Source organism: Streptomyces sp. SS8 (assembly GCF_054072955.1).
Genome location: NZ_JBSVCZ010000009.1, coordinates 59607 through 81672 on the forward strand (window position 1 = coordinate 59607; position 22066 = coordinate 81672).

Here is a 22066-nt window from a genome sequence, read left to right on the forward strand (position 1 = left end):
GTGTTCCCGGCGGATGCGCGGCGGTGCGGGGTACGCGAACGCGCGGGTGTGCGCATACGTGCACGCGGGTCTGCGCGCCGTGCCGGAATGTGCGTGTTTCGTTACAGTGGCGGATGCCGCCGGAAGGTCAGGAACCCGCCGCGGGACCGCGTTCGTCCTGGCAGACGTGGAGGCGTACGGGTCGCTTCGCGCGGCCGGTGCGCCCAGCGGGCAAGACCGGCCGCCGCCCGGGACGCCGGACCGGGGCGGCGGCCTCGCGATGACGGCAAGTGAGGACGGCGGATGGCACGGGCGTACATGACCGAGGCGGAGTCGCAGACGGCGCGGGGCGAGGCGGACGGGCACCCCGGTCCCGCCCCCTCCGCCGCCGCCCGCCTCCGGCGCGCGATCTCCCGGGCGGGCGGCGAGGGCCGGTGGCGCCGCGGCCTGCTACTGGCGCTGCTGGCCGTGGTGGTCGCCCTGCTGATGGCGCTGCACTCCCGGGTGCCCAACCGGGTCGGCAACCTGGGCAGTCTGCTGGAGACCTTCCTGCCGTGGCTCGGTCTGGCGGTCCCCCTGCTGCTCCTGGCCGCGCTGCTGCGCCGTTCGGCCACCGCGCTGGTGGCGCTGCTGCTGCCCGCGGTGGTCTGGACCCACATGTTCGGCGGTCTGGTCACCGACAAGCGCGCCACCGGCGGAGACCTGACGGTGGTCACCCACAACGTCAACGCCGACAACCCCGACCCCGCCGGTACGGCGCGGCAGCTGGCGCGCAGCGGCGCCGAGGTGCTGTCCCTCCAGGAGCTGCCGGGCCGGTCGGTGGCGGAGTACGAGAAGGCGCTGGCGGACGCCTACCCCCACCACGTGGTGCTGGGCACGGTCGGGCTGTGGAGCAAGTACCCGATCGACGACGCCCGGCCGGTGGACATCGGGATCGGCTGGACGCGGGCGATGCGCGCCACCGTCGGCACGCCGAGGGGGGACGTCGCCGTGTACGGCGCGCACCTGCCGTCGGTGCGGGTGAAGTTCGAGGCGGGGTTCACCGCCCGCCAGCGCGATGTCGCCTCCGACCTGCTGGGCGAGGCCATCGTGGCGGAGCCCGTCGGGAGGGTGGTGCTGCTGGGCGACCTCAACGGGACGATGAACGACCGGGCGCTGGCGTCCGTCACCTCCCAGATGCGTTCCACGCAGGGCGCGGCGGGCGACGGGTTCGGGTTCAGCTGGCCCGCGTCGTTCCCGATGGCCCGGATCGACCAGATCATGGTGAAGGGGGTCGAGCCGGTGTCGTCGTGGGCGCTGCCGCCGACCGGGAGTGATCATCTGCCGTTGGCGGCGTCGGTGAGCTGGTAGGGCCGCTGGGCGCGGCGAGGGCCGGGGCGCGGCGGGCCCGCGCGCGGCGGGCCGGGCGGGGGTTGGGTCCGGTTCCGCTTCCGGGACCGGCCGTGGAGGGTGCTTGGGTTCCGGTGGACGGCCCGCCCGTGTGGGCGGGCCGTCCGCTGCTTGTAGCACGGCTGTCACCTATTTGTTTTGTGCCGGAACAAAAAGGCTGCGAGACTTGTTCGTGTTCGGAGCACACCGACTCCGTTTCCTCGTCCTGCTGCGCATCCACCCCTCGCGTCGAAAGGCTCTCCCATGCCCCTGGCCCTGCTCGCTCTCGCGGTCGCGGCCTTCGGGATCGGCACCACCGAGTTCGTGATGATGGGCCTGCTGCCCAACGTCGCGGACGACCTGGGCGTCTCCGTGCCCACCGCCGGCCATCTCGTCTCCGCATACGCCCTCGGCGTCGTCATCGGCGCCCCGCTCCTGGCCGCCGTCGGGGTCCGCGTCCCGCGCAGGCGGATGCTGATCGCCCTGATGGGCCTGTTCACCCTCGGCAACCTCGCCTCCGCCCTCGCCCCCGGATACGGCACGCTGCTGGCCGGACGGGTGCTGGCCGGGCTGCCGCACGGCGCGTTCTTCGGCGTCGGCGCGGTCGTCGCCGCCCGCCTGGTGCGGGAGGGGCGGCAGGCGCGGGCCGTGGCCACGATGTTCCTGGGGCTGACCGTGGCCAACATCGTCGGCGTGCCCGGCGGCACGGCGCTGGGACAGCAACTGGGGTGGCGTGCGACGTTCCTGGTCGTCACCGTGATCGGGCTGGTCGCGATGGGGGCGCTGGCGGCGCTGGTGCCGTATCTGCCGCTGGAGCGGCGCGGCGGCGGTGCGGGGGACGCCGGTGCTGGTGCAGGCGGTGGTGGGGCGGTGCGTGAGCTGCGCCGCGAGGTGCGGGCGCTGGGGGACCGGCAGGTGCTGCTCGGGCTGCTGACGGCCGTCTTCGGGTTCGCGGGCGTCTTCGCCCTCTACAGCTACCTCGCCTCGATGGTCACCGAGGTCACGGGGATGGCCGAGTCGTCGGTGACGGTCGTGCTGGCTCTCTTCGGTGTCGGCATGACGCTGGGTGCGCTGGCCGCGGGACCGCTGACCGACCGTGCGCTGCGGCCCACGCTGTACGGGGCGCTGGGAGCGCTGGCGCTGGTGCTGGTGGCGTTCCGGTTCACCGTCCACGTGCCGTGGGCGGCGATGGTGACCGTGGTGGTGATCGGCGCGGTGGGGTTCATGACCACCACGCCGCTGCAGATGCTCGTGATGGAGAAGGCGCGCCACGCGCCGACGCTCGCCGCGGCCTCCAACCACTCCGCGTTCAACCTGGCCAACGCGGGCGGTGCGTGGGCCGGTGGTACGGCCATCGCGGCGGGCTGGGGGTGGACGTCCCCGGCGCTGGTGGGCGCGGGCCTGGCGGTGGTGGGTCTGGTGATCGCCGTGGTGGCGGGGGTGCTGGACCGGGCGGGCCGGGGGGCGCCGGCCGGGCGGTGGGCGTCCGGGCGGCGGTCGCGGGTGGTGGCTCGTGGGGCGGGTTCGCGCGGGGCGGGTGCGCGCGAGGCCGGTTCGCGGGAGGAGGCGGGTAGCCGGGGTGGGGCCGGGGTTCGCTGAGGGCGGGGTCCGCTGAGGGCGGGGTCCGCTGTGGGCGGTGGGGTGTGCGGGTGCGGGTGTGTGCGTGCGGGGGTCGGGGCCGGTCCGGGGCGGACGTTCCGGACGGCATGATTTACGGGCCTGGACGTGCACCGCTCTCTGGAACTCCCATTGCCCGCAAATCACTCCCCTGGCCTCCGGCATGGGGGACCCCAGAGTGTCCGGAACGTCCGCCCCTCCCCGTCCCCTCCCGCCGTCGTCCGGGTGCGGGTGGGCGGCCTCTGCCGGTGCTCTTCCGCAGTCGGCCGTCCGGCGGCCGGGTCCTCGCTGGGGCGGAACGGGCGGGATCCGGAGTCCTGTTGTTCTCCGGCGGCGGGCGCCCCGGTGGGGCGCCCGCCGTTGTGGGGGCGGGGTCAGCCGGTTTCGCGCCAGCGGTTGGTGATCGGCAGGCGGCGGTCCTTGCCGAAACCCTTCGCGGAGATCTTGGTGCCCGGCGGGTACTGCCGCCGCTTGTACTCGGCGGTGTCCGTCATGCGCAGGACGCGGGTGACGGTCTCCTCGTCGAAGCCCTCGGCGATGATCTCCTCCCGGCCCCGGTCCAGGTCCACGTACAGCTCCAGGATCCGGTCCAGGACGTCGTAGTCGGGGAGGGAGTCGGTGTCCACCTGATCCGGGCGCAGTTCCGCGCTCGGCGGCTTGGAGATGGAGTTCTCCGGGATCGGCGGGGTCTCGCCGCGCTCTGCGGCGGCCTTGTTGCGCCAGCGGGCGAGGCGGAAGACGGTCGTCTTGTAGACGTCCTTGATCGGGCCGTACGCGCCGACCGAGTCGCCGTAGAGGGTCGAGTAGCCGACGGCCAGTTCGGACTTGTTGCCCGGCGCGAGCACGATGTGGCCCTCCTGGTTGGACAGGCCCATCAGCAGGGTGCCGCGCAGCCGGGCCTGGAGGTTCTCCTCCGCCAGACCGGTGAGGTGGAGCGAGTCCATGTAGGCGTCGAACATCGGGGCGATCGGCACGGTGCGGAAGTTGAGGCCGGTGCGGCGGGCCATCTCCGCCGCGTCGTCCCTGGAGTGCTCCGAGGAGTAGCGCGAGGGCATGGAGACGCCGTACACGTTCTCCGGGCCGATCGCGTCGCAGGCGATGGCGGCGGTGAGGGCGGAGTCGATGCCGCCGGAGAGCCCGATGAGCACCGAGCGGAAACCGTTCTTCAGGACGTAGGCGCGCAGACCCGTGACGAGGGCCGTGTAGACCTCCTCGTCGTCGTCCATACGGGGGGCCTCCGCGCCGGTGACCTGCGGTTCGTACGCGGGAAGGGGGGAGGCGGAGAGGGTGCGGTGCTCGATGCGCAGGCCGTCGGAGACGTCGCCGGAGGGAGGCTCGGGCGCGGCGGCGGGCAGGTCGAGGTCGAGGACGACGCAGCCCTCCTCGAACTGCGGGGCCCGTGCGATGACCTCGCCGTCGGCGGAGACGACGATCGAGTCGCCGTCGAAGACCAGGTCGTCCTGGGCGCCGACCATGGCCAGGTAGGCGGTGGTGCAGCCGGCCTCGCGGGCCCGGCGGCGCACCAGGTCCAGGCGGGTGTCGTCCTTGTTCCGCTCGTAGGGGGAGGCGTTGACGGACAGCAGCAGGCCCGCTCCGGCGGCGCGGGCGGCGGGCACCCGGCCGCCGTCCTGCCACAGGTCCTCGCAGATCGCCAGGGCCACGTCGACGCCGTGCACCCGGACCATGGGCAGGGTCTCGCCGGGGACGAAGTAGCGGAACTCGTCGAAGACCCCGTAGTTGGGAAGGTGGTGCTTGGCGTAGGTCAGTACGACCTCGCCCCCGTGGAGGACGGCCGCGGCGTTCCGGGGGGCGCCGGCGGGCTGGCCGTAGCGGGGCTGGGCCTCCTCCGCACGGTCGAGGTAGCCGACGACCACGGGGAGTCCGCCGAGTCCTTCGTCGGCCAGGCGGGCGGCGAGTGCGGTGAGGGCGGAGCGGCTGGCCCGGACGAAGGACGGGCGCAGGGCCAGGTCCTCGACGGGGTAGCCGGTGAGCATCATCTCGGGGAACGCCACGAGGTGCGCCCCCTGCTCGGCCGAGTGCCGCGTCCAGCGGACGACCGCGTCCGCGTTCCCGGCGAGGTCGCCGACGGTGGAGTCGATCTGGTTCAGGGCGAGTCGTAGCTGAGGCACACGGTCAGTCTAATCGTCGTACTGACGCGATCCCGGGAGGCGGGGGATCGGCCGGGCTACCGCGTGTCGCACCCGTTCGGGTGAGGGGTGCGGTGGGGGTCGGGGCGGAGGCTCCGGAGGGTTGTCGTGGGGGGCTCGTGCGGTCATCCTGGGAGCGCTCCCAGGGAAGGAGGACTCGGTGGGTGAGAGCAGGGGCGGGCCGTTCGTACGGCCGTACCGGGCGCGGGACCGGGAGGCGGTGTACGAGGTGTGCGTGCGCACCGCCGACGCGGGCGGCGACGCGCGGGGGATCTACCGGGACCCGGATCTGATGGGCGACCTCTTCGCCGGCCCGTACGTGTGGCTCGCACCGTCCCTGGCCTTCGTGCTGGACGACGGCGGGCGCGCGGTCGGGTACGCGATCGGAACCGCCGACACCGCCGCGTTCGCCGAGGCGTTCCGCCACCAGTGGCTGCCGCGTGTGGCCGGCCGGTACCCGAGGGCGCGGCGGCCGGTCACGCCGGACGAGCGGATGACCGAGCTGCTGTACACGCCCGAGCGGATGGTGCTGCCCGAACTCGCCGACCACCCGGCGCACCTCCACATCGACATCCTCCCCGCGTACCAGCGCGCGGGGCACGGGAGGGCGCTGATGCGCGCGCTGCTGGACGCCCTGCGCCGGGAGGGGGCGAAACGCGTCCATCTGGGGATGCTGACGGCGAACACCGGCGCGCGGCGCTTCTACGACCGCCTGGGTTTTTACGAGCTGTCGGTGCCCGACCCCGGCCCGCTCACCTATCTGGGAAGGTCCACGGACACCGCGTCGGCGTAATGTGACGGTAACCCCTCACCGTGATACTGGTGTGCGGGCCGCTCCCTTCCCGGGCGGTGCGGGGGAGGGCCGTCTGACCAGCGAGGATGGGTGACCATGGACAAGCAGCAGGAATTCGTGCTCAGGACGCTCGAGGAGCGCGACATCCGGTTCGTCCGGCTGTGGTTCACCGACGTGCTCGGCTTTCTGAAGTCCGTCGCCGTCGCGCCGGCGGAGCTGGAGCAGGCCTTCGACGAGGGCATGGGGTTCGACGGGTCCGCGATCGAGGGCTTCGCCCGCGTCTACGAGTCCGACATGATCGCCAAGCCCGACCCGAGCACGTTCCAGATCCTGCCCTGGCGCGCCGAGGCACCCGGCACCGCGCGGATGTTCTGCGACATCCTGATGCCGGACGGCTCCCCCTCCTACGCCGACCCCCGCTACGTCCTCAAGCGGGCCCTGAACAAGACCTCCGACCTGGGCTTCACCTTCTACACCCACCCCGAGATCGAGTTCTTCCTGCTCAAGGACAGGCCGGTGGACGGCACCCGGCCCACCCCGGCCGACTCCTCCGGCTACTTCGACCACACCCCGCAGCACGTCGGCCAGGACTTCCGCCGCCAGGCGATCACCATGCTGGAGTCGATGGGCATCTCGGTGGAGTTCTCCCACCACGAGGGCGCTCCGGGCCAGCAGGAGATCGACCTGCGGTACGCCGACGCCCTGTCGACGGCCGACAACATCATGACGTTCCGGCTGGTGATGAAGCAGGTCGCGCTGGAGCAGGGGGTGCAGGCGACCTTCATGCCCAAGCCGTTCTCGGAGTTCCCCGGCTCCGGGATGCACACCCACCTGTCGCTGTTCGAGGGCGACCGCAACGCCTTCCACGAGTCCGGCGCCGAGTACCAGCTCTCCAAGGTCGGCCGCTCCTTCATCGCCGGGCTGCTCAGGCACGCCGGGGAGATCTCCGCCGTCACCAACCAGTGGGTCAACTCCTACAAGCGCATCTGGGGCGGGGCCCAGCGCACCGCCGGCGCCGGCGGCGAGGCGCCCTCCTACATCTGCTGGGGGCACAACAACCGCTCCGCGCTGATCCGCGTGCCGATGTACAAGCCGGGCAAGATGGGCTCCACCCGCATCGAGGTCCGCTCCCTGGACTCCGGCGCCAACCCCTACCTGGCCTACGCGGTGCTGCTGGCGGCCGGACTGAAGGGCATCGAGGAGGGCTACGAACTCCCGGCCGGGGCCGAGGACGACGTGTGGGCGCTGTCGGACGCCGAGCGCCGCGCGCTGGGCATCGAGCCGCTGCCGCAGAACCTGGGCGAGGCGATCGCGCTGATGGAGCGCAGCGAACTGGTCGCCGAGACCCTGGGCGAGCACGTCTTCGACTTCTTCCTGCGCAACAAGAAGCAGGAGTGGGAGGAGTACCGCTCCGAGGTCACCGCCTTCGAGCTGCGCAAGTCCCTGCCGGTGCTGTAAGCGCAGGTCCGCAGGGATCTCCGGCTACGGCAACACTCAGGGCCGGCGGCATACCGCCGCCGGCCCTGAGTCGCTTCACCCGTCCTGGGCCGTCTGTGGGCCGTCCGGCGGTGAAACGGCGCCCTCGTACACGCTGTCCACGGCCCTCCTCGTACGTCCCTCGCTGCTCGGCATCAGGTGCGTGTACACCCGCAGCGTGAAACCCGCGTCGGAGTGACCGAGGTATGTGCTCAGCGCCTTGATGTTCTCCCCGGCGTCCAGCAGCACCGATGCGTAGAAGTGCCGCAGCGCGTGCATGCCGTGTTCGCGTGCCGCTTCGTACCGTCCGCCTTCCCCGGGCTCCGGGAGGATCCCGGCCGCCGCAAGGGCGGGCTTCCACACCCGGGTGTTGAAGTCGGTCCGGCGGACCGCTCCGCCACCAGACAGGGAGAAGAACAGCCGCTTCGTCACCGGTGGGCCATCCGGCCGCAGCCACGGAAGCGTGACCTCGGACGGCGGGTGCACGTCCTGGTGCCGCTTCAGGGCGTGCCCTACGTGCTCGGGCAGCGGTACGTCACGCTCCTTGCCGCGCTTCGGTGGGCCGAAGACGAGGTGGCCGTTGACCACCTTCACCTGACAGGCGACGCGCAGCCATCCGGTGTCGAACCCCACTTCGTCCACCGGGAGTCCGAAGATTTCCCCCTGCCGCAGACCGCAGCCTGCCCCGACGTCGACCATCGCGCGGTAGCGCTCGGGCAGCGCGGCCCGGACGGCGAACACCTGCTCAGCGGGCCAGGGCTGCACGCGGGGAGGAGACGGCCGAGGGGCCCGTACCGTGCGGGCACGGCACGGGTTCTTCGTGAGGTGGCCGTCGTCCACGGCCGCGCTCAGGACGGCTGAGACGCTGTTGAAGATGACGCGCCGGTACGAGGAGACCGGGAGCGCGCGCTCCAGAGTGCTCAGCCAATCGCGGATGTGGGAGGGCTGGAAAGAGCCCAGCGGCCGGGACCCGAGGTAGGGGAAGGCATGCCGACGGAGCTGCACTTCGACGGCCGTGCGCGTCGTCATGTCGGTGGTCTGCGCGGTGAGCCACTTCTCGGCGTACTGCCGGAAGGTGGTCCGGCCGGCCGACGGATCGATGTACTGCCCGCGGGACATGTCGGCCTCGATGTGGGCAAGCCACTGCTCGGCAAGACGCTTCTGCCGGTCGGGGAAGCTCTTGCTCTTCTCGGTGCCGTCGGGGCCGACGTAGCGGGCGCGGTAGCGCATGCCAGTGCCGTAGCGGTTCGTTCTGACCCGTCGGGGCTTGCCGTCGGTGCCGGGCTCGGTCTTGTACCAGCGGTCTTGGATGTGACCTGCCATGCGGCGTTGTGGTCCCTTCATGGGAGCGCCGCGGGGCGGGACCGGCGAGGGTCCCACCCCGCGGCGGTGTGCTCGGTTGTGGGTGCTCAGGCGGCCGTGTCGGTGGCCATGCGCTCGGCGGCCCAGTGGCGGACGGCTGCGGGGTCGTAGCGCAGGTGCTTGCCGACCCGGAATCCGGGCGGGCCGGTGCGCTTCTTGCGCCAGGCGTAGACGGTCTCCAGGGGGACGCCGAACAACCTGGCGATGTCGTCGGGAGTCAGGTAGCGGTCCGGGAGTCCGGCCCGCAGTGCGGTAGTGGCGGATGCCATGCGGTGGTCTCTCCTTCGTGGCGCCGGGAAGGGAGAGCAGCCCTCTCCCCGTAGGTCCGCTACATCCGCTACAGCCGCTACAGCCCAGGTCAGGGGCCTGTTTCTGTAGCGGATGCGCGGGATGTAGCGGATAGGTGCCGCTACGCGGAGCGGGCGGTGGTAGCGGGTGCCGGGGTGATGTAGCGGATGCCGGTCGCCTCATCCGCTACATCCGCACCATCTGTGAGCTGCGGTGTAGCGGCTGTAGCGGATGTAGCGGACTTTGGAGGGGGCGGGGGGCAGTAGCGGGTCCAGGCATCGGCCAGGTCCTCGGCGTAGTAGCCCCTGGGGACTCCGGACGCGGTGCGGATGGGGCGCGGCTTGATGGGCTTGTTGTCCCCGGTGACGTACTCGCCGAGCATCCGCGACAGGCCGCGAGAGGTGAGGGGCTTGCCGCCCAGGTCGCCCCAGGGGGCGTCCTCGATGGCGTTGAGGCATTCGAGGATGACGGCGGTGGGCATCCGGTCGGCCCCTTGGAAGACGTGGTCGCGCAGGTCGGCCAGCAGCCGGATGCCGAGGGAAGCCTTGTCGTCCTCGGCGGCAGCGTTGACCAGCTCCACGCAGGCCGCGCGGGCCCGCTGCGGCCAGGTGCCGCCGGCGGCGTCGGCGACGGTGAGCAGGGGCTCCCAGACGTCGGCGGGCCGGTCGGTGATGCCCTCGGGCATGTCCGGCCACTTGCCTTCCATAGCCGGGCGGACCTGCTCGGCCCAGGCAGCGAGTCGGTCGCGCAGGGTGTGGCCTTCCTTCTCGTGGATGCGCTGGCGGAACGGCTCCACGCGCTCGTTGGGGGCGCGGCGTCGCATGCGGATGATGACCGAGCGGGTCAGGATCGTGTCCGGCAGCGAGCCGAGGCCGGCGACTGCCACCGCGCAGTAGGACGGGAAGGCCTGCACGGACTGGTTGGCGCCGTCGCCCACGCACCGGTAGGTCACTCCGGAGCGGCGGTGTCCGGCGTTGAGGAAGCCGCGCAGCTCCTCGTTGTCCCCGGCCTTGGGGCCGAAGACGGTGTCGATCTCGTCGAAGAGGATGGTGGGTCGCCCGTCCATGCCGGACACGGCCCGGAACAGGGCGGCGGCGGAGGCGTTGACGGCCACCATCGGCTGCGGCACCAGGGTTTCCACGATCTCCAGCGCCCGCGACTTGCCCGATCCCGGTTCGGGGGAGAGGAAGGCGATGCGCGGGGTGGAGTCGAAGGCGTCCAGCAGGTGCGCGTGAGCGTCCCACAGAGTGACGGCCGCATAGGCCGCTTCGGTGGGGAAGGCGTTGAAACGCCGGTGGAAGCGCTCGACGTCGTCCAGCAGCTCGGCCCCGTCAATGGCCGGAGCGGGTGTGGCGGTGCCGGTCATGCGGCGGTGGTCCTTTCGGTGGTGCGGTGGCGGCCGAACTGCGGGCCAGAGCGAAGAGCAGAAGAGGACGGCCTGCGGCCGACGTTTCCCGGGGCGCCCCCGGCCGCCGTGAGCGCGGCCGGTTCGGCGGCCTGCGGGCCGGGGGCGGTGGCGGACGTGCTCTTCAGCAGGGAGCGGGCGGGGGCGTTCATGCCGTCCTCCGCTGCTGGTTGTGAGCGATGGACCAGTTGAGCGCGCTGCGCAGGGTGGAGCGGCACTGGGCCGGCGGCAGTCCGGTCGACTCCCCCGCCTGCTGAAGAGCGTTCTCCACCACATGCCGGGGGATGTCGCCCCACGCGACGAACCGGCCCAGAGCGCGCGCGGCCCGGAAGAGAGCAGCCTCGCGCCCGCCCTCCTGGGCCGTCGCGACGGTCGCGGTCTCGTTCCGCAGCGCTGCCTCGGCGTAGCGGCCGGACAGAGCCGTTACCGCCACGGAGACCGGCCCTGCGGGCCTTGGAGCGGGGCGCAGGGCGTCCAGCAGCCATCCGGGCAGCGGCGCCACCGGGCGGTCGTCCACCACCACGTAGGTGCCCGTGTCGGTGACGCTGCCGGGGGCGACGACGTAACCGCCCCAAGCGCGGGTGTCGACCAGCGGGGCAAGAGTGCCCGCGGTGTTGTGCAGCCGGACCCCGGGTGGGGCGGTGAAGTACAGGTGGGTTCCGCCGCGGCCGGTTCGGACGGTGTAGGTGTCGCCGGGGTAAGGTTGCCCGTGCTGCCCGGCAAGCACTGAGAGGACTTCTGCGCCATCGGTGATGTCGGGCAGCGCCTTTTCCGCCGGTGAGATGCCACCGGAGCATTTGGGAACGTCGAGGTCGACGACGACCAGGCCGGAGGGGCCGGTGGCGATGCCGACGTTGTAGGGGGCGCGGGCCCACGCCTGCCGGATGCGGCCGGGGTCGACCGTGGCGCGCTGCTCCCACTTGCGGTGCCCACCAGCGCAGGGCCCGGTGTGCAGGCAGGTGTTCTGGCCGTGCAGGGCGGGCCGCTTGGTGCCGGGGCGCAGCGGGAAGACGTGCCAGCCGCGCTCGGCGGCGGCCAGGGCGGCGGACAGCAGCGCGGAGCGTGCGTCATGGGTCATGCTGGAGATCTCCTGAGTCTCTTGGTTGGAGCTGGGAGAACCGGGGCGGTCGCGGTCTTTGGCGAGAGGCGACCGCCCCGGAGTCTTGGCGGCTCAGCGGCAGCCGTTGTGGGCGGTGCGGCGCAGCGCGGTCCAGGCGCGGCGGCCCAGCCGGGCCTTCCCGGCCGGGGTGAACGGCTGGGCGGCGCACAACGCTGCGTAGGCGATGAGCCAGAGCAGGATGGCGGAGCTAGCGGCGAGCATCGGGGTCTCGACTCCTTGTCTGGGCGAGGTTCGGTGGGTTCGGGCCGGTGGGCTGCTAGGGGCTAGTGCGCAGGTCAGCGGCGGTTTGGGGCGCTAGCGGGGGTGCTAGACCTAGCGGCGCGGGGTGCTAGGTCTAGCGGCGGTGCGCGGCCTGCTGTGCGGTCTTCTTGCCGTCACGGGCAGCGATGGCGGCGGCCACGGCGGCCCGCTCGATGCCGCGTCGGTTCTTGCCCTCGCCGTCGTCGGTGGTGCCCCACACCTGGGCGGTGGTGATGCCGTGCGGCTTGAGGGCGGCGGTGACCTGGGGGCCGGTCCAGCCGTCGTAGACGTCGGGGCGCAGCTCGGCCAGGCGGGCGGCGATCCGCTCGCACCACGCCTTGTCCTCGGCGGCCGGGACGACGGCCAGGACGTCGGCGAGGACGTCGAAGGCGGGGCCGCGGTCGTCGGGTTCCTCGCCGATGGCGTGGCCGGTGATGTTGCCCAGCTCCTCGCGCATCTTCCGGGCGCGGGCGACGATCTGCTCGGCGGCGGGGGCGTCGACGAACGCGGAGGCGACGATGCGGGGTTCGTCGCCCTCGCCGGCCATCCAGCAGATGCCGCGGTCGGATCGGGAGAACATGGTGGCCCGGTATCCGGCCTTGTACATGCTGGTGCCGAGCACCATGTCGTTGGCGGGCTGGCCCATCACCTTCAGGCAGAACCGCAGCACGGCGTTCGCGCTGATGCCGGTGGGCAGGGATTTGGCGTCCGGGCGCTGGGTGCCGAACATGGCCACGATGCCCAGCGCCGGGCCGCGCTTGACCAGGTCGGTGCAGATGGCCTCGATCTCCGGCCCGTACTCGGGGTGCTCGAAGGCGATCTGGCACTCGTCCAGGCCGACCACGATGGGATGCAGCCGATACCGTTGGTCGCTGGCGAGTGTGCTGGTGACCTTGGATTCGGGGCACAGGGTGCGCGGCAGGGACTTGATGACCTTGGCGCGGCGGCGCAGCTCGGCCTTGAGCTCGCGCAGCGCGGCCACCACGTACTCCAGGTCCTCGTCCTCCTCGCCGGCGCGGTAGCGGTGGCAGACCGGTTCCAGGGCGCCGAAGTCGCCGGTGCCCTTGAAGTCGAAGGCGTGCAGTTCGGCGCGGGGGTCGAGGGCGGCGATGAGCAGCAGCAGCCGCATCAGGAACGTCTTGCCCATCCGGGGGATGGAGCCGACCACCACCGAGGCGAACATGAGGGTGACGGTCACCTCCCGCATCCGCTGGTCGTTGCCGAACACCACCGGCTTGAACAGGTCGACGGTGCCGGTCTTGGCCAGCGGCCAGGCGGGTTTGGCGGTCTCGTTCATGGGCTTGTCGCCGACCCACAGCACCAGGCGCCCGTCGTGCTCCTCGGGGTCGGGGGAGGGCCATACGCAGCCGACCTTGCGCCGCAAGCCCGAGGCGAGCGGCTTGCGGGCCTCCATGATGTCCTCCGGGGTGACGCCGTAGGGCAGGTCGAGGTCGGCGCGGTAGCCGGGCCCGTCGCGGACGATGGGGGCGGTGAACCGCAGCCCGTTCATGCCCCCGCCCCGCTTGATCGCGGCCGAGATTTTCGGGTTGCCGATGGCGTCCAGGCCGCGCAGCACGATGTCGGAGGTGAGTTTCTGCACCTCGGTGCGGAGCACGGCCGGGCCGATCACCGGGGCGTCCTTGGGCTGTCCGGCCCAGCCCAGCGCCAGGACGGCGGCCGAGGCGGCCGCGTACAGCCACCCGGGGGCGAGGACGTACAGGGCGCAGGCGAAGGCGGTGCCGAACACCGTGGCGATGGCAACGACCAGGCCGCGCAGCCGCACTCGGTCGCTACGCAGCTTGGCGAGGCGGGCGTACTCGTCGAAGTCCTCGCCGCGCACCGCGGCCGCGCGCAGCGGCGCGGCCTCCTTGTCCCACACCCACCGGCCCGTGGCGGCGACGAACCGCGCCGCACCGCGCGGGGCCATGGCGGCGAGCTGCGCGCCGTACCAGGGCAGCCGGATGCCGTGGTAGGCCGCGGCGTATCCGGCCCGGCCGCCGGCGTGACGGGCGGCGGTCAGGAACTCGGACCGGGTGCGCAGCCACGCGGGCACGATGGGGCGGTGCCGCTCGCTGCTCGCCTCCGGGTCGGGCAGGCCGGGGTCGTCGACCGGCACCGGCCGCCGCTCGTCGGCCTCCTGGCCGTCGTCGACCGGCCCAGGCTCCGGCGGCGGGGGCGGTGGGGTCTTGCTGGTGATGGGGATGACCGTGGCGTCGGTCATGCTGGGTGTCTCCTGTCTTCCGATCGGGGGACGGGGCCCGGGGCGGCCGACGGTGCTGGCAGGCTCAGGCGGCCGCCCCGGGGGTTCATCGGCGCAGCGCCCTCTCACAGCGGCGCAGCCGGTCCTCGGCCGCCTTCCGCGCAGCCTTGGCGGCCGTCCGCTCCTCCCGGGACGCGGCCCTCTCACGGGCGCGGGCGGTGGCCAGCTCGTTCTTCGCGTCCTCCAGCTGCCGCAGCAGCGCGGCCAGTTCGCGGGCGGCCCGGTCTTCGGCGGCGGCGTCGATGGCGTCCAGCTGCCGCTGGATGCGCGGGTCGACGGCGTCGGCGAACGCCTGGCGGGTGCCGCGGGCCACCAGGGCGGCGCGGCGCCGGCGCTCGGCCGGGGTGTAGATGCGGGTCGGGGTGCTCATCACGGGTTCCTTCCTGGTCAGTTGCGGTTGAGCTGGTCCCACTGGGCGGCGAGCCGGTCGGCGGCCTGCTCGGCCTCTTCGCAAGTGGCGTGTAGGGAGACGATGTGGCCGCCGGTCATGCCGGAGCGCAGCCCGATCGCGGGTCGGCCGGTCTCCGGGTCGGTGGTGAGCTCGGTGGTGTAGGCGGAGCGGGCCGAGGACGTGCGGCGGAACAGGCCCATGACGGGCTCCTTTCAGGGGGCTGGCCGATGGGGCGGGCGGTCAGCGGCCTCGGGCCCAGGACCACAGGCTGAGCACCTGGTCGGTGACGTCGGTGACGCGGCCGGACTCCAGCTCGGCGGCGCGGGCCTCCAGCGCGTCGGCCTGCCGCTCGGCATGGGCGCGGGTGGTCGGCGACGTGCCCCGGCTGCGCTCCCGCAGCTCCTTCGCGGCGGTGCGGTTCTGCTCGGCCTGCCTCTTCATGCGGGACATGGGGTTCCTCTCGGATCGGTGGGCCGGGGCTGTCCCGGCTCCCCACGGCCCCGGCGCGGTGTCCGGGGCCGCAGGCAGCCGTCAGCCGTGGCGCTCCTCCCGCTCGCGCTGGACGTCCTGCCACACCGACCGCAGCACCAGCAGGCACACGGTCAGGGCTACGGCCGAGACGGCGACCGCGACGGCGGAGACGGCGACGGCCAGGAGGAAGACGGACCCGCCGAATCCGGCGGCCACCCACTTCCCCGCGCTGGACGGGCGCGGGGCCGGCGCCGGGTGGTACTGGCACCGGCCCTGCTGCTGGGTCTGGGCGGCCTGGACGGTGGCCAGCAGCAGCGCGTACTGCTCGGACTGCTGGGCAGCCTGGACGGCGTCGGCGGCGGCCTTCTCGATCTCGTGGCTCATGACCGCTCCTCTCCCAGCACCTCGCGGCGCAGCTCGGTCGCCTCCCGACGGGACAGCGACAGTGCGTTCTGCAGGGCCTTGATGGTCACCGGGCGGCGCGTCGACCTGACCGCCTCCCGGTGCAGCTTCCGGGCCCGCTTGCGCAGCTCGGTGGGGGTGAGCACGACCCGCTCGGTGACCACCTCTCGGGGTGCCTCGGCGGGCACGGCGGCGGTCACCTTGGCGGTCGCCTCGGGCCGGTCGACCTGCTCCCACAGCAGCGGCGGCGCGGGCAGTTCGGCGACGGTCGGCATGACCGGCTCGGGCCGCTCGGTGTCGGCCCGCGAGATGGTCACCTCCGGCACCTCGGCGGTCACCTCGCCGGTCATCTCGGGCCGGGCTACGGTGGCACCGAACATGCCCGCCAGGGCGGCGTCGGCGCCGCCGGTCAGCCGCTCGCGCTGCACGGCCACCAGCCGGGAGCCCAGTTCGAGGTCCCCGACGCCGACCTTCCGCGCCAGCTTCCAGGCGGCCTTCTCGGCCCTGCCGCGGACCTTGTCGTCCGGGTGCCCGTCGGCCACCGCCCGGTGGTAGGCGAGCTGCTGCACGGCCTCGGTGTTGCGCCGCATCGCCTCGGCGTCGGTGCCGGTGCGGTAGACCACGATCCGCCGGGCCAGGAACCCCAGCCCCTCGGCGGCCACGCACATGCCCATCGGCGACACCCCGTAGATGACGGCCTCGGTGCCGTCGTCGGCCAACGCCAGCCCCACGGCCGAGGCGACCACCGGGGTCAGCCACAGGCCGATGCGGACCGGCGCCGGCGCGGCCTGCCCCAGCAGGGTGACGCCGACCATGACCAGGGCGAGCACCAGCGTGGCGCCTTCCCCGGCGGCGACCATGCCCGCGGCGGTCGCGCCGTTGCCGAACTCGGCCTTGATGTTGGTGTAGGTGCCCCAGGCGCCGATCCCGGCCGTGGCCAGCATCAGCGCCCCGGCAATCCCCAGGACGGCCTTCTGGCCGCCGGACAGGGCGTTCACCGGCCCTCACCGCCCACGTGCCGGTAGCTGGTCGGCGGATGGTCGGCCAGCCGCTCGCGCAGGTACTCGGTGTCCCACGTGATGTCCATCAGCGGCCGGTCGTGCAGGGCGTTCCGCAGCGCGATCGCGGCATGCATGACGCGGCGTTCGAGGACCTCGCGGTACCGCTCGGAGTCGCCGATGGTGGCCGGGTAGGGGAGGTCGATGGCCTCCAGCACGGCGGCCAGCAGCTCGCGGACCGGGGCGGGGATCTCGGGGGTGTTCACGCGCCCACCTCCAGACGGCCGAAGCCGTGGTTGGCCAAGGCCCGGCGGGCGGCCAGCACCTTCCGGCGGGCCCGGCGCAGGCGGCGGGCGTCCAGCTCCGAGGGGACGCGGTCCAGCACGGTGATGTGCGCGTCCAGCAGCTCCACCTCGGCCGCGATGAGCGGCATCTCGTGCTCGATCGCGTCCAGCTCGGCGGCCGACGGCTCCCGGTCGGCCGGATCGGCGGTAACAACCGCCTGGAGTGCAGCGATGTGCTTCACGGGTCGGGATTCCTCTCGCAAGCGGATACGGCCCAGCAAGGCGGCCCCGGTGTTCCAGCACCGGGGCCGCGGGCCGTTCAACGGAAAGCAGGCCGGTCAGCGGCAGCCGCGCGCCCGGGCGTCGTCCTGGCTGCGCTTGTTCGCCTCGGCGTTCTTGCGGGACAGCTCGTCCCGCTCCGCGTCTGTCAGACTCATCACCACAGGGACCTCCCAATCAGGTGCCTGTAAGGCGCCGCCCGGAGTTGCAGCTCCGGGCGGCGCGTCTTTGTCGGAGTCGGCGGATTCCGGCTCCCCACGCTCCGCCCGTACAGCACCGCGCAGTACGCGGGACCGGACAGGCGGAGGAGGCAACCGGCCGCAGCGCGCTGAGGCGCTGCGGAAGAGGTTGCGGTTATTGCAGAGGTCTCCTTCGGGAGCGTGCTCCCGTTTCAGGCGTATGGAGACGCGACCTTTCGGTCTGAGCCCTCCGGTTGCCAAGGGGTCCGGGTCCCTCACCTCCGGGTGGTCCGGAGGCACTAAAGAAGGCGCACGCATGCTCTGAACAGCCCAAAGAAGGCTGCCAGGGATGCGTGGACCTCCCTAGGGACATTTATAGGCAACATCCCTAGGGAGGTCAACCGATCCGGGGCCAGGACGTAGAAAAGGGAGCCCGCCTGAAGCGGGCTCCCTGGGGTGGTTGCGGACGATCTTAGCTGCTCAGGTGGTACTCCATGACGTAGACGCCTGCGTCCAGCAGCATCTTGTTCACCTCGATGGCACGGTCGTCCTCGGTGAACGCGGTGCGCCAGATCTCCACTACCGGCGTCCCCTCCGCGAGGTGTAGCCGCTCGGCCTCGGCCTGGCTGGGCATGCGAGCCCGCAGCTCCTCGGCGAAGCGGACGGGCTTCCACCCCAGCTCTGCCAGGCGTGCGTAGGTGCCGCCGGGCCCGGTGTCGGGCTGGGCGATCGCGGTGTCGCGCACCAGCTCGGCCGGCAGGTAGGAGGTGGCGGCCTGGACCGGCTCGCCCTCCACCACGAACACCCGGTCGCGGACCACGACCGGGGCGTCGTCGGCCAAGTCCAGTACGCGCGCCACATGGTCGGGTGCGGTCGTCTCGTAGACCTTCAGATCGGTGACCGACAGGGGCCGCTCACCCAGGTCCGCAGCCCAGATGGACCGTCCGGATCCCCAGCCCTCTTGGGCGAGGCGGCGGTTGGCGACCCGCCGGATCGGCCGGAACTCCCGCACGTACGTCCCACTGCCCCGCCTGCGGACGGCCAGCCCTTCGGTGACCAGCAGTGTCAGTGCCCGGCGGGCGGTCTCCTTGGCCACGCCGTATTCGCGTACTAGGGCCGGCTCACCAGGAAGCCGGGCACCGGGAGCCAGCTCACCCGACTGGATGCGCTCCCGCAGCTCATCGGCGATCTGCCTGGCGCTCTCTGCCATCAACGGCCCTCACTTCCCTAGGGTGCTCCCCTTCCACCTTGGCACAGAAGTTCCAGAACCGTTTCGCGTGGGGCGTCGTCCGGTGAGCTGCATGAGCACAAGCCCGTGATGAGGTAGGGACCCGACGACACAGGATCCAGCTCGACATCACAGCCGAAGTGAGTAACAACCTTCTCTGCGGGATCAAGGCCCGCACACGGCGCGGGCGCGCGCCGCCTCTGCGGCGCGCCTGCCTCCTGTCTCTGCCCCGGCTGGCCGCGCCCGGCGGCGCGCTGGCGAACTGCGGGCAAGAAGTGGGAGGCACCCTCTATGGCTAGGGCGGTCGGCTCCACGGCTTTAGCCTCGACGTCGTGCTGCAACGGGCAGGTCAACAGACTGCCCGACTCGCCAAAAGCTTGCGGGGGCCATGATCGCTCGACCCAAAGCAGCTCCAGCCCAAAGCCGCTCCACCGACCTACAGTAGGAGAATTCACGCCAATTCTTCACCAGAGGCATCTTCGCTCAAATCCTCGATTCGGCGAGAGAGCCAACGATTCAAGCGGCCTGTGCTATTTTCTGCGGCGACATACTCACCCCCCGGGAGAATTGCTAGCCCACATTCCTTCGTAATGAGTTTTAGCATCTCCCCGGAGGAGGCGACAAGACGAGTCTCCAGCAGGCGGTTGCGCACGTCATCAATCTCAACGCCGCGAGACTCTAGCCAGGACAGTATTGCAGGATCGTCGCAACGAACTTCTTTTCCTTGGCAGAGCATCAGGAGTATGGCGTACTCCTCAAATCCGATGAATTCCGGACCCCATTGCTTCGTTGCCGGAATCTCGTTGAGGGTTTCATCATCAACCTGATGCGCCTGGACTTGCCAGCCCTTCCTTCCGTCGACGCATGCGGCGCGGAAGCTCAATAGATTCCTGCCGACTTCCGTTTCAAGATCCTCTCCCCAAAGCTGCTGACCGAATCCATACATTTCATCTAGTCGTGTCCAGATAAATTCCAAGAGTAGCCTCAGTGGATTTTCTGGCGTGGAGAAATAAAAAGGCCACCACCCATCCACCAGAGGCGCCATAAAGGGTCGCCCATTAGTCTTCACTAGAGAGTATCCCCCCGAAATAATTAATTGGGGGAAATTCGTCGGACCGAATCCAATATTGCCAATATTTTGCTCAAGGTAGTCGACCATTGACGACCGGAATGATCGCTCACTCTTGAATCCGTGCATCCCTAGAATGACACGAATCGCGGTCACCTGCTCCAGGGCAAGTGCGTGAAGTAGAGCCTCCTCTTCATAGGGAAGCGCGGCTGGCCCTTCAGCGTCCCAGGCAACCCGGCCCGTCATCTCGGCAAACGTTCTAATCGACGGGGCCAGGCTGTAATCAGGGCCATCCAACTCCTCGTCACCGCTTCGGTAATACGAGTCCTCTATTTCGCTCACCAATCTAAGCTGAGCGAACGCATCACTAAGCTCGGCCGAGTAAAGCCTTTTTTTAACTTCGATGACGGCAATGATGTCTTTGACGTGCCACACGTGCGAGTCAGTGTATGGCACTTGTTCCCCCTCGCCCCGCACGATCATGCAGTCAAGTTGACCGGACAAGCATCCTCGGCCATCACGAGCGAATCCGGACACTATCCGTAGTCCCAAGCCATCCGGAAGGGCGCGATTCAGCAGCTCGGAAGACAAGCCCTCGTACATGTCTCCAATGGTAGGGGCATGTTTTACGGGGGAGCTGTCGAGTTTAGGCAACTCGTCTCGGAGAATTCCTGAAAGAAGGTCGGCAACCGTGCGAATCATAGAATCTCACTTACAATCTAATATACCGGTGGGATGTGGCGTGGGCTTGAGAGACTGTGATCGCCAGCGCCGAAGCCTCTTGGTGTAAAATAGCTCTGCCAACCCCCTAATCACAAGAACAAACGCAGGATCAATCGACCCGCCCTTCACCGTGCATAGGGCGGAATGATATAGCCGCCCTAGTATCAGCGGAGCCGGCTTCGGGAATCTGTGCGCCCCAATCTTGGGTGGCTGGCGAGATCGAGGGCTTCGACGTGGCCATCAAGGTGGTCTAAACCGGCCAGTCAGTCAGTACCCGAGAAGATGGCCGACACCGGCAGGTAGCAGTGGCCGGTCTGGCTGGCGTGCTGGCGTTTGCGAGCGATCAGATCGTCTAGGCGGATGCGCTGCTCTAGGACCGCCATGAAGTCACTGCCGTCCATCGTGATGAAGGGTGTGCTGTAGCTGTAGACGGCCAGGGCATCTGAGGTGAAGCCGCTCATGCTGATGTACAGGCCCAGCGTGTTCTTACCCTTGCGCTCGATGTTGTTCTTGAAAACATCCAGCTCCCGGCGGCCAATGGCCTCCTTCCACCACTTGGCCTCAAGGACGTAGTGGTCAGTGGCGTAAGTGAACGCGCCGTCGATCTGCTCATGATCAAGGCTATATGACGCCCGGGGCTCGAGGTCGTACAGCCCAAACAGCTTGTTGATGAAGTCCTCGAAGTCGGTGCCGCGCCGGTGCGGGTTACTGGACGTGTGCATCTCGAAGAAGCGTAGCTTCAGGGCTTCATGGTCGGCGTTGAACAGCCGGGCCTGCTCGGCTTGCCTGGCACTATCGACAATGGTGGCTGCGTGGTTTTCGTACTCCTGGATGACGGACCGCTGGTGCTCGGTCCACTCGCGCAGCTCGGCCACGGCGGCTTCGGCACGGGCCACCATCTCGTCCCGATCTACTTGCTGCTCTAGATTCGAAAACCGCTTCATCTCCGCGATGTCGAGCATGAGCTTGATGGTCAGGTCCCGGTACCGGGCTTCATTGGCCCGGAGGAGATCGACCAGGTGGCCAGAGGTCTCACGCTTGGTGGTGCTGAAATCGAGCCGCGCCAGAAGCTCGCTGTGGTCTTGCAGCATCCCCCGGAGATACCGCTCAAAGGGTGGTTTGTTCCAGAAAATCACCGTAAGCGCGTCGGCCAGAGCGATGTAAGCACGCGGGTTGATCTTTTTGCTGCTGGCGCTCTGTGGCATAGCCCCCTCTTCCTCAAGCCCCATTCAGGCGTACCGCCATCTCAACACGGTAGCGCGGTAACGGCCGTTGATGCGGCCTTCACCTCCTTGGATGATGCGTCATGCGGCTTGCCCCTCGGCCGCGTAGAACAGCGTGGCTGATACTGGTGGGGGTGCAGCGAGGCACACGCGCGCCCGGTTGGTTGGCGCACCCGCCGTCGTGGCTGGCTGGCTGTCGTCGGCTGAGGTTCGTGCCACAACCGTGCCAGATGCAGGAGTCAGCCACGGTCAACGCCGTCGCCCTGCGGTCGAGTAGCCGCCTACTTCCTCGGCTGATGGAACCGCAGCTCAAACGCGAGATCACCCCGCCTCTCTCCTAAAGTGGTGATGAAGCGCGGTGACATCACCAGTCGACATCAACGTCCCCGGACAGCAGCAGACCGAGGGAGTCGCAGGAAGACCAAGAGCTGCTGGAGATGCGAGAGCCGAGCAGGCCATGCAGGCCGGTGATCGAACTTGTAAGGCGGCAGTCAGTTGGTCTGCGCGTGTTGGTTGGGCCGTCTGTGGGCCGTCAGGGGACGGCCCGGGGTAGCCGACGACGACCGACGACGACCGTACGATGGCTGGTCACAGCGGCTCGTGTGGGGTCTCGCGCAGAACCGTAGGGTGGCTCACGAGTTCCTGCGCAACAAGAAGCAGGAGTGGGAGGAGTACCGCTCCGAGGTCACCGCCTTCGAACTGCGCAAGTCCCTGCCGGTGCTGTAGCGGGGCACGGGACGCGGGGCGGTACGGCGGCAGCGGCG

General features: G+C 70.3%; 22 protein-coding genes and 1 pseudogene. 5 read left to right on the forward strand and 18 right to left on the reverse strand.

All coding sequences use genetic code 11. The features are described from left to right. Positions 1-282: 282 nt before the first annotated feature. Together ACW69E_RS11280 and ACW69E_RS11285 are read left to right on the forward strand one after the other, a co-directional pair. Positions 283-1329, forward strand: a complete 1047-nt coding sequence (locus ACW69E_RS11280; RefSeq protein WP_457498034.1) for an endonuclease/exonuclease/phosphatase family protein — start codon at positions 283-285, stop codon at positions 1327-1329. A gap of 282 nt (positions 1330-1611) precedes the next feature. Then, positions 1612-2946 (forward strand): MFS transporter, encoded by a 1335-nt coding sequence (locus ACW69E_RS11285; RefSeq protein ID WP_457498035.1) that lies wholly within the window; start codon positions 1612-1614, stop codon positions 2944-2946. 392 nt (positions 2947-3338) lie between these two features. Here the strand turns inward: ACW69E_RS11285 and ACW69E_RS11290 are convergent, their stop codons facing one another. Continuing rightward, positions 3339-5093 carry an NAD+ synthase gene (locus tag ACW69E_RS11290; RefSeq protein ID WP_457498036.1) on the reverse strand — a complete coding sequence of 585 codons (1755 nt, stop codon included), beginning with the start codon at positions 5091-5093 and terminating at the stop codon, positions 3339-3341. Positions 5094-5271: 178 nt separating this feature from the next. Between ACW69E_RS11290 and ACW69E_RS11295 the strand changes: the two genes are divergently transcribed. Both ACW69E_RS11295 and glnA read left to right on the forward strand, forming a co-directional pair. Continuing rightward, entirely contained in the window at positions 5272-5904 is a 633-nt protein-coding gene (locus ACW69E_RS11295) for a GNAT family N-acetyltransferase (RefSeq protein ID WP_457498037.1), read from the forward strand. 96 nt (positions 5905-6000) lie between these two features. Further along, entirely contained in the window at positions 6001-7362 is a 1362-nt protein-coding gene (gene glnA, locus ACW69E_RS11300; protein WP_457498038.1) for a type I glutamate--ammonia ligase, read from the forward strand. A 75-nt stretch (positions 7363-7437) separates the two neighbouring features. On the opposite strand, the gene ACW69E_RS11305 is transcribed toward glnA, so the two are convergent. From ACW69E_RS11305 to ACW69E_RS11385, 17 genes are all read right to left on the reverse strand, one after another. After that, positions 7438-8703, reverse strand: coding sequence for a tyrosine-type recombinase/integrase (locus ACW69E_RS11305; protein ID WP_457498040.1), 1266 nt, complete (start codon positions 8701-8703; stop codon positions 7438-7440). Between the two features lie 86 nt (positions 8704-8789). Continuing rightward, the gene (locus tag ACW69E_RS11310; protein WP_237878960.1) at positions 8790-9011 is read right to left on the reverse strand and encodes a helix-turn-helix domain-containing protein; all 222 of its coding nucleotides are present in this window, start codon (positions 9009-9011) and stop codon (positions 8790-8792) included. 140 nt (positions 9012-9151) lie between these two features. Continuing rightward, on the reverse strand, positions 9152-10396 hold the full coding sequence (locus ACW69E_RS11315) for a DUF3631 domain-containing protein (protein WP_457498041.1): 1245 nt from the start codon (positions 10394-10396) through the stop codon (positions 9152-9154). Then, on the reverse strand, positions 10393-10587 hold the full coding sequence (locus ACW69E_RS11320) for a hypothetical protein (protein ID WP_457498042.1): 195 nt from the start codon (positions 10585-10587) through the stop codon (positions 10393-10395). The genes ACW69E_RS11315 and ACW69E_RS11320 overlap by 4 nt, the downstream gene beginning before the upstream one ends. Further along, complete coding sequence (locus ACW69E_RS11325) at positions 10584-11513, reverse strand: bifunctional DNA primase/polymerase (protein WP_457498043.1); 930 nt, start codon at positions 11511-11513, stop codon at positions 10584-10586. Before ACW69E_RS11325 ends, ACW69E_RS11320 begins: the two co-directional genes overlap by 4 nt. Before the next feature lie 93 nt (positions 11514-11606). Then, a complete protein-coding gene (locus ACW69E_RS11330) occupies positions 11607-11756 on the reverse strand; it encodes a hypothetical protein (protein ID WP_457498044.1) in 150 nt (49 codons plus the stop codon). A 133-nt stretch (positions 11757-11889) separates the two neighbouring features. Continuing rightward, positions 11890-14016, reverse strand: coding sequence for a cell division protein FtsK (locus tag ACW69E_RS11335; protein WP_457498045.1), 2127 nt, complete (start codon positions 14014-14016; stop codon positions 11890-11892). A gap of 85 nt (positions 14017-14101) precedes the next feature. Continuing rightward, positions 14102-14425, reverse strand: coding sequence for a hypothetical protein (locus tag ACW69E_RS11340; protein ID WP_457498046.1), 324 nt, complete (start codon positions 14423-14425; stop codon positions 14102-14104). Positions 14426-14442: 17 nt separating this feature from the next. Continuing rightward, positions 14443-14646 (reverse strand): hypothetical protein, encoded by a 204-nt coding sequence (locus tag ACW69E_RS11345; protein WP_457498047.1) that lies wholly within the window; start codon positions 14644-14646, stop codon positions 14443-14445. Between the two features lie 40 nt (positions 14647-14686). Next, complete coding sequence (locus ACW69E_RS11350) at positions 14687-14896, reverse strand: hypothetical protein (protein ID WP_457498048.1); 210 nt, start codon at positions 14894-14896, stop codon at positions 14687-14689. An 81-nt stretch (positions 14897-14977) separates the two neighbouring features. After that, the gene (locus tag ACW69E_RS11355; RefSeq protein ID WP_457498049.1) at positions 14978-15301 is read right to left on the reverse strand and encodes a hypothetical protein; all 324 of its coding nucleotides are present in this window, start codon (positions 15299-15301) and stop codon (positions 14978-14980) included. Then, entirely contained in the window at positions 15298-16317 is a 1020-nt protein-coding gene (locus ACW69E_RS11360) for a hypothetical protein (protein ID WP_457498050.1), read from the reverse strand. Before ACW69E_RS11360 ends, ACW69E_RS11355 begins: the two co-directional genes overlap by 4 nt. Further along, the gene (locus ACW69E_RS11365; RefSeq protein ID WP_457498051.1) at positions 16314-16583 is read right to left on the reverse strand and encodes a hypothetical protein; all 270 of its coding nucleotides are present in this window, start codon (positions 16581-16583) and stop codon (positions 16314-16316) included. Before ACW69E_RS11365 ends, ACW69E_RS11360 begins: the two co-directional genes overlap by 4 nt. Beyond that, positions 16580-16843 carry a DUF6284 family protein gene (locus tag ACW69E_RS11370; RefSeq protein WP_457498052.1) on the reverse strand — a complete coding sequence of 88 codons (264 nt, stop codon included), beginning with the start codon at positions 16841-16843 and terminating at the stop codon, positions 16580-16582. Before ACW69E_RS11370 ends, ACW69E_RS11365 begins: the two co-directional genes overlap by 4 nt. Positions 16844-17531: 688 nt before the next feature. After that, on the reverse strand, positions 17532-18269 hold the full coding sequence (locus tag ACW69E_RS11375) for a GntR family transcriptional regulator (RefSeq protein ID WP_457498053.1): 738 nt from the start codon (positions 18267-18269) through the stop codon (positions 17532-17534). 469 nt (positions 18270-18738) lie between these two features. Next, positions 18739-20058, reverse strand: coding sequence for a DUF6602 domain-containing protein (locus ACW69E_RS11380; protein WP_457498054.1), 1320 nt, complete (start codon positions 20056-20058; stop codon positions 18739-18741). 284 nt (positions 20059-20342) lie between these two features. Further along, positions 20343-21284, reverse strand: a complete 942-nt coding sequence (locus ACW69E_RS11385; RefSeq protein ID WP_457498055.1) for a restriction endonuclease — start codon at positions 21282-21284, stop codon at positions 20343-20345. A 657-nt stretch (positions 21285-21941) separates the two neighbouring features. Here ACW69E_RS11385 and ACW69E_RS11390 point away from each other — a divergent pair. Next, positions 21942-22028, forward strand: a pseudogene (locus ACW69E_RS11390) (glutamine synthetase); the annotation flags it as partial. Positions 22029-22066: the final 38 nt, after the last annotated feature.